This is a genomic window from Pseudomonas sp. A, assembly GCF_056270345.1.
On the sequence record NZ_CM149873.1, the window covers coordinates 4,325,894 to 4,342,174 of the forward strand.

Genomic DNA, 16,281 nt, shown 5'->3' on the forward strand with positions numbered 1-16,281 from the left:
GCCGTTGCGTGTTTTCCACCGGGATCCATTCCTTCCTGCAGCAGTGGAACGACATGTCCCGATTCAACAAGCTTCACACCCTGGCGGCCTGCCTGGCCGTGTCCCTGCCAGCACTGGCCGACGACCATGAAGTGGCGCCCCTCACCCTGCCCTCCACGGCGATCACCGACACCCGCGAGCCACAGGTCATCGACCTGGCCACGCCAACCCCGGCCGGCTCGCGCCTGAACCTCAGCGCCCTGGACACCCCGGCCAGCACCAGCAGCCTGACCGAGGCGCAGATCCAGCAGCGCAACAACCTCACCGTGCAGGACGCCGTGACCCGCTCGCCGGGCCTGACCTTCATCGGCACACCGGGCGACGGCGGTACCGGCCTGTCGGCCCGGGGCTTCACCGGGCAGAGTTCGGTGATGACCCTGTTCGACGGCTCGCGCCTGTACGCCGGCGCCGGCACCCTGACCTTTCCGGTCGACCCGTGGATGGTCGAGCGCATCGACGTGGTCCGCGGCCCCGCCTCGGTGCTGTACGGCGAAGGCGCCACCGGCGCGGTGGTCAACGTGGTGCCGAAGAAGCCGTACGCCGGTGACATCCGCAACCACCTGCGCCTGGGCTACGGCTCCTGGGACCGCCAGCAACTGGGCCTGGACAGCGGCGGCAGCCTGAGCGAGCGGCTGAGCTACCGCGTGACCCTCAACCAGCAGGCCGGCAACGGCTGGGTCGACCGCACCGACTCGCGCAGCCTGGCGCTCAGCGCCGCCCTGCGCTTCGATGCCAGCGACGACCTGAGCTTCACCCTCGCCCACGAACGCGGCGATGCGCAACCAGCCAACTACTACGGCACCCCGCTGATCGACGGGCACCTGCGCAGCAGCGTGCGCCGCAAGAACTACAACGTCAGCAACGACGAACAGCGCTACCACGACGAGTGGACGCGCCTGACCACCGACTGGACCCTCAGCGACAGTGTCAGCGCCAGCAACCAGCTGTACTACATCAAGAGCCGCCGCCAGTGGCGCAACGCCGAGTCCTACGCCTGGGACGCCGCCAACGGCGTAATCCAGCGCGGCAGCTTCCTCGAGATTCGCCATAACCAGGAGCAGCTCGGCGATCGCCAGAGCTTCACCTTCGACCATGGCCTGTTCGGCCTGGCCAACAAGACCGTGGTCGGCGCCGAATACAACCGCATCCGCTTCAACGTCGACAGCAACTCGCCCTACAGCGATGGCAGCAGCGACCCGCTCGACCCGTGGCATCCGGCTCCGGGCGGTTTCCACAGCCTCAGCCCGACCCGCGCGCAGACGCTGTCCAAGGTCGACACCTTCGCCCTGTTCGCCGAAAACCGCACCCAGCTGAGCGACCGTCTCGCACTGGTCACCGGCATCCGCCGCGACCAGAACCACATCGACCGTGACGACTTGGTCAACAACGCCCGCAGCGACCGCAGCCTGCAAGGCGGCAACTGGCGCGCCGGGCTGGTGTACGCGCTCACCGACGACCTGTCGCTGTACGGGCAGTACTCCACCAGCGAGGACGGCGTCGGCGACCTGCTCACCCAGCGCCCGAACAAGCGCCTGGAGCTGACCGAAGCGAAGCAGACCGAGATCGGCCTCAAGCAACGTTTCTGGGATACCCGTGGCGAGTGGACGCTGGCGGCCTATCACATCGTCAAGAAGAAACTGCCGGTGTACAACCCGCTCACCCACGACAGCCAGCAGGCCGGCCAGCAGACCTCCGACGGCCTGGAGGCCAGCCTGGAACTGGCGCTGGGCAACCAGTGGCAGCTCTCGGCCAATGCCGCTTTGGTGCGGGCCAAGTACGACGATTTCCTCGAGGAAGGCAACAACGGCACGGTGCACGACCGCGCCGGCAACCGCCCGCAGGATGTGCCGCGGCGCACCGCCAACCTGTGGCTGAGCAAGGGATTCGGCCAGGCCGTGGATGCCGGTATCGGCCTGCGCTATGTGGATGAGCGCTACTCCAGCGCGGCCAACGACCAGCGCGTGCCGGGTTACACGGTGGTCGACGCCAACCTGGGCTGGCAGGTGCTGCCCGATGTGCGCCTGGGCCTGCAGTTGAACAACCTGTTCGACCGCCAGTACGCCCAGTCCAGCTTCAGCGGCGAGCAATGGCTGCTGGGCGCGCCGCGCTCGTATTTCGCCACGGTCGACTACAGCTTCTGAGGCAGGTACAGCCCACTCGGGGTTCAAAACGTAAATCTCCGATCTGACTGGGGCAGCGTGGGAGCGGGCTTGCCCCGCGATGCTTCGCCAACCTGGGCCGACGTCATCGCGGGGCAAGCCCGCTCCCACGCTGTTCCTGCAAAGCCTCGGCGCCTGCGCCTGTCGCGCGGCGCTTGATCGGCGCCGCGCCAGGTGCTCGACTTAGCGCTACGCCTCCGTCACAAGCAGCGCGCCATGACCGACATCCCGCAGATCCCCACCCCGCCCGTGCACGCCCTGGATCAGCCGCGCACCCTGCTGTTCCTCGCCTACCCGCAGATGGGCCTGCTCGACCTCACCGGCGCGCAGACGGTGTTCTGGGCCGCGACCAAGGCCCGTACCGCGCGTGGCCTGTCGGGCTATCGCCTGGTCACTGCCAGCCTCGAAGGCGGCTTGGTGCCCACCGCAGAAGGCCTGTCGATAGGCACCGAACCGTTGGCACCCTGGTTGTGCGAGCCGTTTGACACCCTGGTGGTGCCCGGCGCACCGGAGATCGTCCACACCCTCCCCGATCACGCCGAGCTGATCGCCTGGCTGGCCCAGGCCGCCCAGCGCGCCCGACGCACCGCCTCGGTGTGCAGCGGCACCTTCCTGCTGGCCGCCGCCGGCCTGCTCGACGGCCGCCGGGCCGCCACCCACTGGGCGATGTGCGATGCGCTGCACCGGCGCTTCCCGGCCATCGAGGTGGATGCCGAGTCGATCTTCGTGCAGCAGGACCAGGTGTGGACCTCGGCCGGGGTCAGCGCCGGCATCGACCTGGCGCTGGCCCTGGTCGAGGCCGACTGCGGCCGCGAGGTGGCGATGCAGGTGGCCCGCGAACTGGTGGTGTTCCTCAAGCGCCCCGGTGGCCAGGCGCAGTTCAGCGAACTGCTCAAGGCCCAGGGCGAGGACGGCGCCGCCTTCGAGGCCCTGCACCTGTGGCTCAACGAGCACCTGGGCGACCCGCGCCTGACGGTCGAGCGGCTGGCCGAGCAGGCGCGCATGAGCCTGCGCAACTTCACCCGGGTGTACAAGCACAAGACCGGCCGCACCCCGGCCAAGGCCATCGAAGTGTTCCGCCTGGAGGCGGCGCGGCGCTTGCTGGAGAACTCCGACCAGCATATCGAGCAGGTTGCCCGCCACTGCGGGTTCGGCAGCGAGGAGCGCATGCGCCTGGCGTTCCAGCGCCATCTGGCGGTGACCCCGCGGGACTACCGGGCACGCTTTGCCCGCAGCGTGCCGCTGGCCGAAATCCAGGGTTCTTTGGCCTAGGGGCAAACGGGGCACGCCTTTAGCATCTGCTGCACGCCTGTCGGGCCGCAATCCAGGCCCACCCACAAGGCGTACCCTTTTCCCACTGCCGCAGCGACAACATCGATAATCGCGGCATCCAGGAGCACCCCATGAAACAGATCCTGATCATTGGCGCAGGCTTCGCCGGGCTGTGGAGCGCCCTCGGCGCCGCCCGCCTGCTCGACCAGCACAAACACGACGACGTGCAGATCACCGTGCTCGCCCCCCAGGCGGAACTGCACATCCGCCCCCGCTTCTACGAACCCGATGTGCACACCATGGGCGCGCCGCTGCAGGCTTTGTTCGATGCGGTCAACGTGCGCTTCGTCAAAGGCAGCGCCTACCACATTGACCAGGCCAGCCGTGAAGTGGCGTACCGCCAGCCCGGCGGCATCGACGCCAGGCTTGGCTACGACCGCCTGATCATGGCCTGCGGCAGCCTGCTCAACCGCCCGGCGCTGGAAGGCTTCGACCGCCACGCCTTCGACGTCGACAAGATCGAGTCAGCCACCCGCCTGGAAGAACACCTCAAGTCCCTGGCCGCCCGCCCCGACAGCCCGGCGCGCAACACCGTGGTGGTGGCCGGGGGCGGCTTCACCGGCATCGAGACCGCCACCGAGCTGCCCAGCCGGCTGCGGGCGATCCTGGGCGACAAGGTCACGCCGCGCATCGTCGTGGTCGACCGCGGGGCGAAGATCGGCGCCGCCCTGGGCGACGGTATCCGCCCGGCCATCGAGCAGGCCTCGGCGGCGCTGGGCATCGAATGGGTCTGCGGCGCCACGGTGGCCTCGGTGGATGCCGGTGGCGTGCTGCTCGACAACGGCGAACGCATCGCCGCCAATACGGTGGTCTGGACCGTCGGCTTCAAGGCCAACCCGCTGACCGAGCAGATCACCGGCGAGCGCGATCGCCAGGGCCGCCTGCATGTGGACGGCCAGCTCAAGGTCATCGGCAACCCGGATGTGTATGCCGCGGGCGATGTGGCCTACGCGGCCTGCGACGAGGTCGGCAACTTTGCCGTGATGTCCTGCCAGCACGCCATCCCCCTGGGCCGCTACGCCGGCAACAACGCCGCCGCCGAGCTGATCGGCGTGGCGCCGATGACCTACAGCCAGCCCAAGTACGTCACCTGCCTGGACCTCGGCGCCTGGGGCGCGGTGTACACCGAAGGCTGGGAACGTACCGTTTCGCCACCGACCGACAAGGCCGAGGCCAAGCAGCTCAAGCAGCAGATCAACTCGGTGTGGATCTACCCGCCAGCAGCGGACCGGGCCACGGCACTGGCAGCGGCCGACCCGCTGATACCGGTCGCCTGACAGCACTGCCAACCTGCCGCAGATCGCCCACCCCCGGGGCTGCGCTGTTACTGAGAGCAGTCAGCGCAGCCCCTGCGGGCTTGCCCCGCGATAGCCGCCATTGCCTCGCCCCGCTCACAATCCAACCAGGTATTCATGACTCCAGGTCAAAGGACCTTGGCGCGTCAACGGCTTAATCAATCCCGCCGAACACCGCACACTGCGCCTACCCGTTCGATCCCGTGCCCCACTGCCCGGGCCTCGATCCCCTCACTCGACAGGAGCAGTTGCATGAGCATTCCATCCTTTGGCCTGGGTACCTTCCGCCTCACCGGCCAGGCCGTCATCGATTCGGTCAAGTCGGCGCTGGCGCTGGGCTACCGCGTCATCGACACCGCGCAGATCTACAAGAACGAGGCCGAGGTCGGCCAGGCCATCGCCGAAAGCGGCGTGCCGCGCGACGAGCTGTTCATCACCACCAAGATCTGGGTCGACCACTACGCCGCCGACAAACTGATCCCCAGCCTGCGCGAGAGCCTGGCCAAACTGCGCACCGACCATGTCGACCTGCTGCTGATCCACTGGCCGGCGCCGGGCAACGGCGTCGAGCTGCCCGAATACATGCAGGCGCTGGCCGACGCCAAGCGCCAGGGCCTGACCCGCCAGATCGGCATCTCCAACTTCAATATCGAGCTGACCCGCCAGGCCATCGCCGTGGTCGGCCAGGGCGAGATCGCCACCAACCAGATCGAACTCAGCCCGTACCTGCAAAACAGCAAGCTGACTGCCTTCCTCCAGGAGCAGGGCATCACTACCACCTCCTACATGACCCTGGCCTACGGCAAGGTGCTGAAGGATCCGCTGCTGACCGAGATCGCCGCCAAGCACAAGGCCACCGTGGCCCAGGTGGCCCTGGCCTGGGCATTGCAACTGGGCTATGCGGTTATCCCGTCGTCCACCAAACGCGAGAACCTGGCCAGCAACCTGCTTGCCCGCAGCCTGCGCCTTGACGCCGACGACATGGCGCGCATCGCCACCCTGGAGCGCAACGGCCGCGAAGTCAGCCCGGACGGCCTGGCGCCAGCCTGGGACTGATATCCTTCGGGCATGGAGGCCCACCGCCCCGCTCTCAACCGCTTTTTCGGAGCTCCCAATGAGCACGCTTTCCCCCAAACGGGTGCTGTTCGCCCTGGCCATCGGCGCCTTCGGCATCGGCACCACCGAGTTCACCCCCATGGGCCTGTTGCCGGTGATCGCCGATGGCGTCGGTGCCAGCATCCCCAGCGCGGGCATGCTGATCACCGCCTATGCCATCGGCGTGATGGTCGGCGCGCCGATCATGACCTTGCTGTTCAGCCGCTTCGGCAAGCGTGCCGCGCTGATGATGCTGATGGGCATCTTCACCGTCGGCAACTTGCTCTCGGCCCTGTCGCCGGACTACTACACCCTGCTGCTCTCGCGCCTGATCACCAGCCTCAACCACGGCGCCTTCTTCGGCCTGGGCGCGGTGGTGGCCGCCAGCGTGGTGCCCCGGGACAAGCAGGCCAGCGCCGTGGCCACCATGTTCATGGGCCTGACCATCGCCAACATCGGCGGCGTGCCAGCCGCCACCTGGCTCGGCCAGCAGGTCGGCTGGCGCATGGCCTTCGCCGGCACCGCGGTGCTCGGCGTGCTGGCCATCGCGGCGCTGTGGTACGCCCTGCCCAAGGGCGAGCGCGGCAGCGTGCCCCATGTGCGCAAGGAACTGGCGGTGATCGCCCGCCCCAACGTGCTGCTGGCCATGGCCACCACGGTACTGGGCGCCGGCGCGATGTTCACCCTGTACACCTATGTCGCCCCGGTGCTCGCCGAACTGACCGGCGCCTCCGACAGTTTCGTCACCCTCGGCCTGGTGCTGATCGGCGTCGGCTTCACCCTCGGCAACAGCCTGGGCGGCAAGCTGGCCGACTGGTCGCTGGACGGCGCCGCACGGATCTTCCTCGGCGCGTTGGCGGCGATCATGCTGCTGATGCCGCTGGTGTTGGGCAGCCATGTCGGCGCCGCGCTGGCCTTGCTGGTGTGGGGGATGTTCACCTTCGCCGTGGTGCCGCCGCTGCAGATGCGAGTGATGATCGCCGCAGCCGAGGCTCCGGGGCTGGCGTCATCGATCAACGTGGGTGCATTCAACCTGGGCAATGCCGTCGGCGCCGCCCTGGGTGGCGCGGTGATCAGCCTGGACCTGGGCTATGCGGCGGTGCCGATGGCCGGTGGCCTGCTGGCGGCGACCGGGTTGCTGCTGGTGTGGCTGGGCGGGCGCGGCAAGGCCGCCGACGAAGCGCTGGGTAATCCAGCCTGACCGGGATCACCCACATGGGGCGAGCTTGCCCGCGATAGCCCCAACACAAGAACGCCGCCATCCCCGAAGGAATGGCGGCGGTTTCACGTTTACACCCCGCTGCCGTCAGGCCGGCGCCGAAGTGCGGATCAGGTGATCAAAGGCCGCCAGCGACGCCTTGGCGCCCTCGCCCACGGCGATGACGATCTGCTTGTACGGCACCGTGGTCACGTCACCGGCGGCGAACACGCCGGGGATGCTGGTCTGGCCCTTGGCATCGACGATGATCTCGCCACGCGGCGAAAGCTCCACCGTGCCCTTGAGCCAATCGGTGTTCGGCAACAGGCCGATCTGCACGAAGATGCCTTCCAGCGCCAGGTCATGCAGCGTGTCGTTGGTGCGGTCCTTGTAGCACAGGCCGGTGACCTTCTCGCCATCGCCGACCACTTCGGTGGTCAGTGCACTGGTGATCACCTTGACGTTCGGCAGGCTGTGCAGCTTGCGCTGCAGCACGGCATCGGCGCGCAGCTGGCTGTCGAACTCGATCAGGGTCACCTGGGCGACCACGCCGGCCAGGTCGATGGCCGCTTCCACGCCGGAGTTGCCACCGCCGATCACCGCCACGCGCTTGCCCTTGAACAGCGGGCCGTCGCAGTGCGGGCAGTAGGCCACGCCACGGGCGCGGTATTGCTGCTCGCCCGGCACGTTCATTTCACGCCAGCGGGCGCCGGTGGCGAGGATCACCGTCTTGGCCTTGAGCGAGGCGCCGCCGGCCAGGCGTACTTCATGCAGGCCACCATCGGTGGCCGGGATCAGCGCTTCGCCGCGCTGCAGGTTCATGATGTCGACGTCGTACTGCTTGACATGCTCTTCCAGGGCCGTGGCCAGCTTAGGCCCTTCGGTCTCCTGCACCGAGATGAAGTTCTCGATCGCCAGGGTGTCGAGCACCTGGCCGCCAAAGCGCTCGGCGGCGACACCGGTGCGAATGCCTTTACGGGCGGCGTAGATCGCCGCGGCCGCGCCAGCCGGGCCACCCCCGACCACCAGCACGTCGAAGGCGTCCTTGGCGTTGATCTTCTCGGCCTGGCGAGCGCCGGCATTGGTGTCGATCTTGCCGAGGATCTCTTCCAGGCTCATGCGGCCCTGGCCGAACACTTCGCCGTTCAGGTAGATGCTCGGCACCGCCATGACCTTGCGGGCTTCGACTTCATCCTGGAACAGCGCGCCATCGATGGCGACGTGGCGCACATTGGGGTTGAGCACCGCCATCAGGTTCAACGCCTGGACCACGTCCGGGCAGTTCTGGCACGACAGCGAGAAGTAGGTTTCGAAGGTGAATTCGCCCTCCAGCGCCTGGATCTGCTCGATCACTTCGGCACTGGCCTTGGAGGGGTGGCCGCCGACCTGCAGCAGCGCCAGCACCAGGGAGGTGAATTCGTGGCCCATGGGGATGCCGGCGAAACGCAGGCTGATATCCGCGCCAGGGCGGTTCAGCGAGAACGAAGGACGACGGGCGTCGTTGCCATCCGCGCTGAAGGTAATGAGGTTCGACAGGCCGGCGATTTCCACCAGCAGGTCGTGCAGTTCGCGGGACTTCGCGCCGTCGTCGAGGGAGGCAACGATCTCGATCGGCTGGGTGACCCGCTCCAGGTAGGTTTTCAGTTGCGATTTAAGCGTGGCGTCCAACATACGGGCGATTCCTTTTTCAAAACTCGGATACAAAAACGCCCAGGCGAGATCGCCCGGGCGTTTTTACGGGGCGGTAACTACTTCAGCTTTGGCGGCTGTCTACCGCCCGCGATTGGCGCATAACCGGATTTTCGTTCGAGAAGTGACTGCGCGGCGATCAGGCAAGGCGAAAACAGGCGAGGAACGGTCGGAGTCGCGCTCGACTTTGCTGGGTGCAAATGAGCATTCCGAGCCTGTTTTCAACGCAGCATGGTCGTCGCGCAGGCGCTTATCGGACGAAAATTAGATCTTGCCGACCAGGTCCAGGGACGGAGCGAGAGTGGCTTCGCCTTCTTTCCACTTGGCCGGGCAGACTTCACCTGGGTGGGCGGCAACGTACTGGGCAGCCTTGACCTTGCGCAGCAGTTCGCTGGCGTCACGGCCTACACCGCCGTCGTTGATTTCGACGATCTTGATCTGACCTTCCGGGTTGATCACGAAGGTACCGCGATCGGCCAGGCCGGCTTCTTCGATCAGCACGTCGAAGTTGCGCGAGATGACGTGGGTCGGGTCACCGATCAGCGGGTACTTGATCTTGCCGATGGTGTCCGAGGTGTCGTGCCAGGCTTTGTGGGTGAAGTGGGTGTCGGTGGACACACCGTAGATTTCCACGCCCAGCTTCTGGAACTCGGCGTAGTTGTCAGCAAGGTCACCCAGTTCGGTCGGGCAGACGAAGGTGAAGTCGGCCGGGTAGAAGAACACGACGGACCACTTGCCTTTCAGGTCGGCTTCGCTGACCTGGACGAATTCGCCATTGTGGAAAGCAGTGGCGTTGAACGGTTTGACCTGGCTGTTGATGATTGGCATGAGAGACGCTCCTTCATGGGTTGAATTCGGTTGACGGAGAGAATCCTAACCGCTGGTCCCCTCGAAGGCTCATTGGCAAAGCTCATGCTGGTGATTGGTTTTGGCTATAAGGCGGGATTATTAATAGAAGGGATTGGGCTGAGCAAAGGATTGCGCCGGCCGTGCTGACCTCTTCGCGGGTAAACCCGCTCCCACAGGTTTCATGCATACCTTTGTGGGAGCGGGTTTACCCGCGAAGAGGCCCCGACAATTAGCGGGTGACGGTGCGCATGGTCACGAACTCTTCGGCGGCGGTCGGGTGCACGCCGATGGTCTCGTCGAACTGCTGCTTGGTCGCACCTGCCTTCAGGGCGATCCCCAGGCCCTGGATGATCTCGCCAGCATCCGGCCCGACCATGTGGCAGCCCAGCACCTTGTCGGTGTCGGCATCGACCACCAGCTTCATCAGGGTCTTTTCCTGGATATCGGTCAGGGTCAGCTTCATCGCCCGGAAGCGGCTCTCGAAGATCTGCACCTTGTGCCCGGCGGCCAGCGCCTGCTCCTCGGTCAGGCCCACGGTGCCGATTGGCGGCTGGCTGAACACTGCGGTCGGAATGTTCTGGTAGTCGACCGTGCGGTACTGCTCGGGCTTGAACAGGCGGCGGGCCACGGCCATGCCTTCGGCCAGCGCCACCGGGGTCAGTTGCACGCGGCCGATCACGTCGCCGATGGCCAGGATCGACGGGGCGGTGGTCTGGTACTGCTGGTCCACGCGAATGTAACCGCGCTCGTCCAGCTCCACGCCGGTGTTCTCCAGGCCCAGGTTGTCCAGCATCGGCCGACGGCCGGTGGCGTAGAACACGCAATCGGCGACCAGCTCGCGACCATCCTTGAGGGTGGCCTTGAGGCTGCCGTCCGCAAGCTTGTCGATACGCTGGATGTCGGCGTTGAATTGCAGGTCCATGCCGCGTTTTTCCAGTTCTTCCTTCAGGTGCGTGCGCACCGAGCCGTCGAAACCGCGCAGGAACAGATCGCCCCGATACAGCAGCGTGGTGTCGGCGCCCAGGCCCTGGAAGATCCCGGCGAACTCCACGGCGATGTAACCACCGCCCACCACCAGCACGCGTCGCGGCAGTTGCTTGAGGTAGAACGCCTCGTTGGACGTGATGGCCAGTTCCTTGCCCGGAATGTCCGGCACCTGCGGCCAGCCGCCGGTAGCGATGAGGATGTTGGCGGCACTGTAGCGCTGGCCCTCGACCTCCACCTCATTGGCGCCGGTGATGCGGGCGTGGCCCTGCAACAGGGTGACGCCGCTGTTGACCAGCAAGTTGCGGTAGATGCCGTTGAGGCGCTCGATCTCGCGGTTCTTGTTGGCGATCAGCGTGCCCCAGTCGAAGTGGCCCTCTTCCAGGGTCCAGCCGAAACCTGCAGCCTGTTCCAGTTCGTCGGCGACATGGGCGCCGTACACCAGCAGTTTCTTCGGTACGCAGCCGACATTGACGCAGGTGCCGCCGAGGTAGCGGCTCTCGGCCACCGCCACTTTTGCGCCGAAACCCGCAGCAAAACGCGCCGCGCGCACACCGCCGGAACCGGCGCCAATCACGAACAGATCAAAATCGTAAGCCATGTATTCAGTCTCCTGGGCAGGCGCCCAGCATAGCGCCGTTGGCCGCCGCAAACAAAAAAGCCACCCGAAGGTGGCTTTTTACAACGCCGGGGACTCAGTAAGCCTTGCCGGTCTTGTAGAAGTTCTCGAAGCAGAAGTTGGTCGCCTCGATGTAGCCTTCGGCGCCACCGCAGTCGAAACGCTTGCCCTTGAACTTGTAGGCGATGACGCAGCCGTCCTGGGCCTGCTTCATCAGGGCGTCGGTGATCTGGATTTCACCGCCCTTGCCCGGCTCGGTTTCTTCGATCAGCTTGAAGATGTCCGGGGTCATGATGTAGCGACCGATGATCGCCAGGTTCGACGGTGCATCTTCAGGCTTTGGCTTCTCGACCATGTTGCGTACGCGGTACAGGTCGTCACCAATCAGGTCACCGGCGATCACGCCGTACTTGCTGGTTTCCTGAGGGTCGACTTCCATGATCGCCACGATGGTGCAGCGGTACTGCTTGTACAGCTTGACCATCTGCTTGAGTACGCCGTCACCTTCGAGGTTGACGCACAGGTCGTCGGCCAGCACCACGGCGAACGGCTCGTCGCCGATCAGCGGACGACCGGTGAGGATCGCGTGACCCAGGCCTTTCATCTCGGTCTGGCGGGTGTAGGAGAACGAGCACTCGTCGAGCAGACGACGGATGCCGACCAGGTATTTCTCCTTGTCGGTACCCTTGATCTGGTTTTCCAGCTCGTAGCTGATGTCGAAGTGGTCTTCCAGGGCACGCTTGCCACGGCCGGTGACGATGGAGATCTCGTTGAGGCCGGCGTCCAGCGCTTCTTCAACGCCATACTGGATCAGTGGCTTGTTGACCACCGGCAGCATTTCCTTGGGCATGGCTTTGGTAGCGGGCAGGAAGCGGGTGCCGTAACCGGCTGCCGGGAACAAGCATTTCTTGATCATATACGTCCTTAACAAGGGCTTTGCGTACGAAATTCGGCGCAGTCTAATCAGGCGGCGGTCACCTTACAATGCCCCCCGCGCTGGCCGATGCCATCATAGAGACATTCCAGTGTAGATAGTTCCGCCAGGCCGTGAATTTCAGGCGACCGGCGACATCATCGCTTGGCGGGCCCGCCCCCACGATCGTCCCTTGCTGGGCGTGGGAGCGGGCTTGCCCCGCGAGGGTTTCAGCTCAACCGCCGATCCCCTGCCCGATCAACACGCCATCAACTTTCTGCCCGTACAGGTTGACCCCGTCGTTGGCATGGAACTTCAGCCGGGTCTTCTCGATCGAGCCTTCGACCAGCCGCGGATCCTGCGGCCGCTCATGGCGGTTGATCCACGCCGCCACGTCCCACGCCTGCTGGTCGCTCAGGCTGCCGGGCTTGCCCAGTGGCATGTTGTATTTGATGAACGACGCCGCGGTATTGATCCGGTGCATGCCGGCGCCCCAGTTATAGGAATCCTTGCCCCACAGCGGCGGCATCACGTACTCCCCGGCCACCTTCTGCCCTTCGCCATTGCCGCCGTGGCAGATCGCGCATTGCTCGTCGTACACCTGCTTGCCGCGCTTGAAGTCGTAACCGCCTTCGGGCTTGGGCACTTCCGGGTAGCCACGACCGGCGATCTCCACACCGGTCGGCGCCTGGGTCGACAGCCAGTAGGCGTAAACGCTCAAGGCGGTCATCTGCGGGCTGTCGGCCGCCGGCGGCTTGCCGTTCATGCTGAAGGTAAAGCAGCCCTGGATACGCTCGGCGAAGGTGTTGACCTTGTCGTTCTTCTTGCGATACGCCGGATACATCGGGTACGCCCCCCACAGCGGCGCGGAATGCGCCAGGCGCCCCTGGTCGAGGTGGCAGTTGCTGCAGTTCAAGCCGTTGCCGACCGCTTCGGGCATCAGCCGGCGGGTATCGACAAACAGGGCGTGGCCTTCACGAATCATCTTGCCGAAGGCGTTGTCCGGGATCGCGCTTTCCGCAGGCGGCACGAACTGCGGGGCAGCCTGCACACCCGGGACCTTGAGCTGGGACTGGTCTTCCATGGCGATGGGCGCGGCCTGGGCAGTGCCCATCGCCACCAGCAGCAGGGTTGGCATCAGGACTTTCATGGCTTGACCTCCTGGCTGGCCGGTTGGGCGAAATAGTCGGCAACCGCCTTGACCTCGGCGTCGGTCATTGCCTTGGCCACGTTGACCATCAACTGGTTGGGATCGTTGCTGCGGCTGCCATCGCGCCAGGCGTTGAGTTGCGCCACCAGGTAAGCGGCGGGTTGTCCGGCCAGTGGCGGGAAGTGCTCACCGACGCCACTGCCGCCCGGGCCGTGGCACTGCACGCAACCGGGGATCAACCGGCTCCAGTCGCCATAGATGGCCAGGCGGGTCACCGGATCGTTGGCGATCTGCTGGCGGCGCGTGTCCGCCGCGGCATCGGCCGGCAGCTTGGCCAGGTAGGCGCTGACCGCTTCGATCTCGGCATCGTCCAGGGCCTTGGCCAACGGTTCCATCACCGCCTGCTTGCGGCTGCCGTTGCGAAAGTCATGCAATTGCTTGCTGAGATAGCCGGCAGGCAGGCCGGCAAGACGGGGAAAACCGGCGGCGGCGATACCCTTGCCGTCCGGACCATGGCAGCCCAGACAGGCCATGGCGGCGGGGTTCTGCCCGCCCTGGTTGAAGATTTTCTGGCCATCGGCAGCGTGCGCCGAGGGCCAGGCCAAGATCAGCAGGCTGCCGATCACGACATGGCTCAGGGGTTTCATCACGGAGGCTCCATTTCCTTGTTATAAGCTTAGGCTTAAACGATATAAGCCCAGAAATACTAGGCCTATTCCCCGACGTGCGACAACGCGTCACCGGGAAGGAAAGTGGCAAACCGCCAGCTAATTGCCGATTAACTGAGCTGGATCAAGAACCGGAGATGCACTGGGTCGCCGAGGTGCGCACATCACCCAGGCGCAGCGGGAAGTTGTTCAACCGCTCGTACACCTTGATCGCGCTGCCACTGCCGCGCTTGTCGATATCGAGCAGCGCCGCAGGACCGACGCCGGCCGACACCTTCTGCGGCACGGTCAGGCGCAAGCCATCGCCACGCACCTCTTCCTGCAAGGGATCACGCGTATCGGCCAGCTTGCGCTTGACGCAGTCGGCATACTCGCGCGGCGTCTTGCCGGAGATCACATCCAGCGTCGCGTGGGACTGCTCGAGCTCCGTCACGCTGACACAGCCACCCAACGTCAGCGCCACCGCTGCTGCTACCCATTTCATCTACATCGTCTCCAGCTTCTTCAAAGTCATCCTCTGACCACATCCAGGCGGTTTTGCTCCCACGTCTGGCAGAAATCTCCTTGGCTTGGCCAGCCCGGGCGCAAGTGTAACCTCACATCGTGGTATCTTTCGCGTTTGCTGAACCAATCCTTGCGGAGCACCCCATGAAATTCGTACACCAGCGCGAGCACCTGAACGAGGACGACATCGTCGTCATCGAGTGCTCCCAGCGCTGCAACATCCGCCTGATGAACGACGCCAACTTCCGCAGCTTCAAGAATGGCGGGCGCCACACCTACCACGGCGGCCACTTCGAGCGCTTCCCGGCGAAGATCACCGTGCCCAGCACCGGTTTCTGGAACATCACCATCGATACCGTGACCACTCGCCCGATCTCGGTGACGCGCAAGCCGGCCCTCAGCCACAAGATCAAGATCATCCGTCGCTCGTCGTCGAAACTCGGATAACACTCGGATAGCCGCATGACCCAGACCATCAAGTACGTGATCAAGTACAAGCTCGACGGTGAACGCCGCTGGGACTTCGCCCTGATGCCCGATGCCTCCCTCGAGCAGGCGCAGCAAGCCCTGCGCAAGATCCACGGCGACGACGCCGACAAGATCAGCGACATTCAGGTCAGCAAGGCCCTGTAACCACGCCGCACGCCCCGCACTCAAGGAGTCGCCCATGAGCCCCTGGCAAGACCGCCGCATCCTCGACCTGCTGGGTATCGAGTTGCCCATTCTCCAGGCGCCCATGGCCGGCGCCAGCGGTTCGGCCATGGCCATTGCCGTGGGCAACGCCGGTGGCCTGGGCGCCTTGCCCTGCGCCATGCTCAGCGCCGAACAGGTGCGCAGCGAGATCGAGGCCTTTCGTGCCGCCTGCCAGGGCCCGCTCAACCTGAACTTCTTCTGTCACCAGCCGCCGGCGCCCGACCCCGAGCGCGACGCCCGCTGGAAGCAGGCGCTCAAGCCCTATTACGAGGAAGTCGGCGCGGACTTCGAGGCGCCAACGCCGGTGTCCAATCGTGCGCCCTTCGACGAACAGAGCTGCCGGCTGGTGGAGGAACTGCGCCCAGAGGTGATCAGCTTCCACTTCGGCCTGCCGACGCCGGAGCTGCTGCGGCGAGTCAAGGCGACCGGGGCCAAGGTGCTGTCCAGCGCCACCACGGTGGAGGAAGCACTGTGGCTGGAGCAGCATGGCTGCGACGCGATCATCGCCATGGGCTACGAGGCCGGCGGCCATCGCGGCATGTTCCTCGGCAGCGACATCACCAGCCAGATCGGCACCTTCGCCCTGGTGCCCCAGGTGGTCGATGCCGTGAAGCTGCCGGTGATCGCGGCGGGCGGTGTCGGCGATCATCGCGGTCTGGTCGCCGCCCTGGCCCTGGGCGCTTCGGCGGTACAGGTGGGCACCGCCTACCTGTTCTGCCCCGAGGCCAAGGTGTCCCCGGCGCACCGCCACGCCCTGGACAGCGCGTCCGCCAGCGATACCGCCCTGACCAACCTGTTCACCGGTCGTCCGGCCCGCGGCATCAACAACCGCCTGATGCGCGAACTGGGGCCGATGAGTCCCCTCGCCCCACGCTTCCCGCTGGCCGGCGGCGCGCTGATGCCACTGCGGGCGATCACCGATCCACAGGGCAACGCCGACTTCAGCAACCTGTGGTCGGGACAGGCGCTGCGCCTCGGGCGGCATATGCCGGCGGGCGACCTGACTCGGGCCATTGCCGGGCAGACAGCAAAAAGCTGACCCATAGATCAGGAAATATTCGGACACCCTCTTCCCGACGGATGGCGTATCGCTA

General features: G+C 65.6%; 15 protein-coding genes. 8 read left to right on the top strand and 7 right to left on the bottom strand.

Annotation, left to right across the window (positions count from 1 at the left end; translation table 11 throughout):
• The first annotated feature begins 53 nt into the window (after nucleotides 1-53).
• From AC0MAZ_RS19155 to AC0MAZ_RS19175, 5 genes are all read left to right on the top strand, one after another.
• Nucleotides 54-2,180, top strand: coding sequence for a TonB-dependent receptor (locus AC0MAZ_RS19155; protein WP_475858854.1), 2,127 nt, complete (start codon nucleotides 54-56; stop codon nucleotides 2,178-2,180).
• Nucleotides 2,181-2,414: 234 nt separating this feature from the next.
• A complete protein-coding gene (locus AC0MAZ_RS19160; protein WP_475858855.1) occupies nucleotides 2,415-3,470 on the top strand; it encodes a GlxA family transcriptional regulator in 1,056 nt (351 codons plus the stop codon).
• Between the two features lie 131 nt (nucleotides 3,471-3,601).
• Complete coding sequence (locus AC0MAZ_RS19165; protein WP_232855595.1) at nucleotides 3,602-4,807, top strand: NAD(P)/FAD-dependent oxidoreductase; 1,206 nt, start codon at nucleotides 3,602-3,604, stop codon at nucleotides 4,805-4,807.
• A 270-nt stretch (nucleotides 4,808-5,077) separates the two neighbouring features.
• Nucleotides 5,078-5,881, top strand: a complete 804-nt coding sequence (gene dkgB, locus AC0MAZ_RS19170) for a 2,5-didehydrogluconate reductase DkgB (RefSeq protein WP_254464158.1) — start codon at nucleotides 5,078-5,080, stop codon at nucleotides 5,879-5,881.
• A gap of 58 nt (nucleotides 5,882-5,939) precedes the next feature.
• The gene (locus AC0MAZ_RS19175) at nucleotides 5,940-7,121 is read left to right on the top strand and encodes an MFS transporter (protein WP_234560706.1); all 1,182 of its coding nucleotides are present in this window, start codon (nucleotides 5,940-5,942) and stop codon (nucleotides 7,119-7,121) included.
• Nucleotides 7,122-7,226: 105 nt separating this feature from the next.
• Here the strand turns inward: AC0MAZ_RS19175 and ahpF are convergent, their stop codons facing one another.
• The 7 genes from ahpF to AC0MAZ_RS19210 form a co-directional block, all read right to left on the bottom strand.
• Nucleotides 7,227-8,789, bottom strand: a complete 1,563-nt coding sequence (ahpF, locus tag AC0MAZ_RS19180; protein WP_475858856.1) for an alkyl hydroperoxide reductase subunit F — start codon at nucleotides 8,787-8,789, stop codon at nucleotides 7,227-7,229.
• A gap of 282 nt (nucleotides 8,790-9,071) precedes the next feature.
• Nucleotides 9,072-9,635, bottom strand: coding sequence for an alkyl hydroperoxide reductase subunit C (ahpC, locus tag AC0MAZ_RS19185; protein ID WP_008090543.1), 564 nt, complete (start codon nucleotides 9,633-9,635; stop codon nucleotides 9,072-9,074).
• Nucleotides 9,636-9,885: 250 nt separating this feature from the next.
• Entirely contained in the window at nucleotides 9,886-11,241 is a 1,356-nt protein-coding gene (gene gorA / locus AC0MAZ_RS19190; RefSeq protein WP_203652310.1) for a glutathione-disulfide reductase, read from the bottom strand.
• Between the two features lie 94 nt (nucleotides 11,242-11,335).
• Nucleotides 11,336-12,175 (bottom strand): UTP--glucose-1-phosphate uridylyltransferase GalU, encoded by an 840-nt coding sequence (gene galU, locus AC0MAZ_RS19195; protein ID WP_010223914.1) that lies wholly within the window; start codon nucleotides 12,173-12,175, stop codon nucleotides 11,336-11,338.
• Between the two features lie 232 nt (nucleotides 12,176-12,407).
• Complete coding sequence (locus AC0MAZ_RS19200; protein WP_203652309.1) at nucleotides 12,408-13,322, bottom strand: c-type cytochrome; 915 nt, start codon at nucleotides 13,320-13,322, stop codon at nucleotides 12,408-12,410.
• Nucleotides 13,319-13,969, bottom strand: coding sequence for a c-type cytochrome (locus tag AC0MAZ_RS19205; protein WP_203652308.1), 651 nt, complete (start codon nucleotides 13,967-13,969; stop codon nucleotides 13,319-13,321). The genes AC0MAZ_RS19200 and AC0MAZ_RS19205 overlap by 4 nt, the downstream gene beginning before the upstream one ends.
• Before the next feature lie 145 nt (nucleotides 13,970-14,114).
• Nucleotides 14,115-14,474: a hypothetical protein gene (locus AC0MAZ_RS19210; protein ID WP_050706248.1), complete on the bottom strand. Its 360-nt coding sequence runs from the start codon at nucleotides 14,472-14,474 to the stop codon at nucleotides 14,115-14,117.
• A 164-nt stretch (nucleotides 14,475-14,638) separates the two neighbouring features.
• On the opposite strand from AC0MAZ_RS19210, the gene AC0MAZ_RS19215 reads away from it, so the two are divergent.
• The 3 genes from AC0MAZ_RS19215 to AC0MAZ_RS19225 are packed head-to-tail and all read left to right on the top strand — an operon-like array spanning nucleotide 14,639 to nucleotide 16,226.
• Nucleotides 14,639-14,941 (top strand): DUF1883 domain-containing protein, encoded by a 303-nt coding sequence (locus tag AC0MAZ_RS19215; RefSeq protein ID WP_050706249.1) that lies wholly within the window; start codon nucleotides 14,639-14,641, stop codon nucleotides 14,939-14,941.
• 15 nt (nucleotides 14,942-14,956) lie between these two features.
• Nucleotides 14,957-15,127, top strand: a complete 171-nt coding sequence (locus AC0MAZ_RS19220; protein WP_203652307.1) for a hypothetical protein — start codon at nucleotides 14,957-14,959, stop codon at nucleotides 15,125-15,127.
• Nucleotides 15,128-15,161: 34 nt separating this feature from the next.
• Nucleotides 15,162-16,226, top strand: a complete 1,065-nt coding sequence (locus AC0MAZ_RS19225; RefSeq protein ID WP_475858857.1) for an NAD(P)H-dependent flavin oxidoreductase — start codon at nucleotides 15,162-15,164, stop codon at nucleotides 16,224-16,226.
• Nucleotides 16,227-16,281: the final 55 nt, after the last annotated feature.

Excerpts from the sequence above, each read along its gene's own strand:
- AC0MAZ_RS19155 (WP_475858854.1), top strand. The coding sequence starts at position 54 with ATGTCCCGATTCAACAAGCTTCACACCCTGGCGGCCTGCCTGGCCGTG.
- AC0MAZ_RS19160 (WP_475858855.1), top strand. The coding sequence starts at position 2,415 with ATGACCGACATCCCGCAGATCCCCACCCCGCCCGTGCACGCCCTGGAT.
- AC0MAZ_RS19165 (WP_232855595.1), top strand. The coding sequence starts at position 3,602 with ATGAAACAGATCCTGATCATTGGCGCAGGCTTCGCCGGGCTGTGGAGC.
- dkgB (WP_254464158.1), top strand. The coding sequence starts at position 5,078 with ATGAGCATTCCATCCTTTGGCCTGGGTACCTTCCGCCTCACCGGCCAG.
- AC0MAZ_RS19175 (WP_234560706.1), top strand. The coding sequence starts at position 5,940 with ATGAGCACGCTTTCCCCCAAACGGGTGCTGTTCGCCCTGGCCATCGGC.
- ahpF (WP_475858856.1), bottom strand. The coding sequence starts at position 8,789 with ATGTTGGACGCCACGCTTAAATCGCAACTGAAAACCTACCTGGAGCGG.
- ahpC (WP_008090543.1), bottom strand. The coding sequence starts at position 9,635 with ATGCCAATCATCAACAGCCAGGTCAAACCGTTCAACGCCACTGCTTTC.
- gorA (WP_203652310.1), bottom strand. The coding sequence starts at position 11,241 with ATGGCTTACGATTTTGATCTGTTCGTGATTGGCGCCGGTTCCGGCGGT.
- galU (WP_010223914.1), bottom strand. The coding sequence starts at position 12,175 with ATGATCAAGAAATGCTTGTTCCCGGCAGCCGGTTACGGCACCCGCTTC.
- AC0MAZ_RS19200 (WP_203652309.1), bottom strand. The coding sequence starts at position 13,322 with ATGAAAGTCCTGATGCCAACCCTGCTGCTGGTGGCGATGGGCACTGCC.
- AC0MAZ_RS19205 (WP_203652308.1), bottom strand. The coding sequence starts at position 13,969 with ATGAAACCCCTGAGCCATGTCGTGATCGGCAGCCTGCTGATCTTGGCC.
- AC0MAZ_RS19210 (WP_050706248.1), bottom strand. The coding sequence starts at position 14,474 with ATGAAATGGGTAGCAGCAGCGGTGGCGCTGACGTTGGGTGGCTGTGTC.
- AC0MAZ_RS19215 (WP_050706249.1), top strand. The coding sequence starts at position 14,639 with ATGAAATTCGTACACCAGCGCGAGCACCTGAACGAGGACGACATCGTC.
- AC0MAZ_RS19220 (WP_203652307.1), top strand. The coding sequence starts at position 14,957 with ATGACCCAGACCATCAAGTACGTGATCAAGTACAAGCTCGACGGTGAA.
- AC0MAZ_RS19225 (WP_475858857.1), top strand. The coding sequence starts at position 15,162 with ATGAGCCCCTGGCAAGACCGCCGCATCCTCGACCTGCTGGGTATCGAG.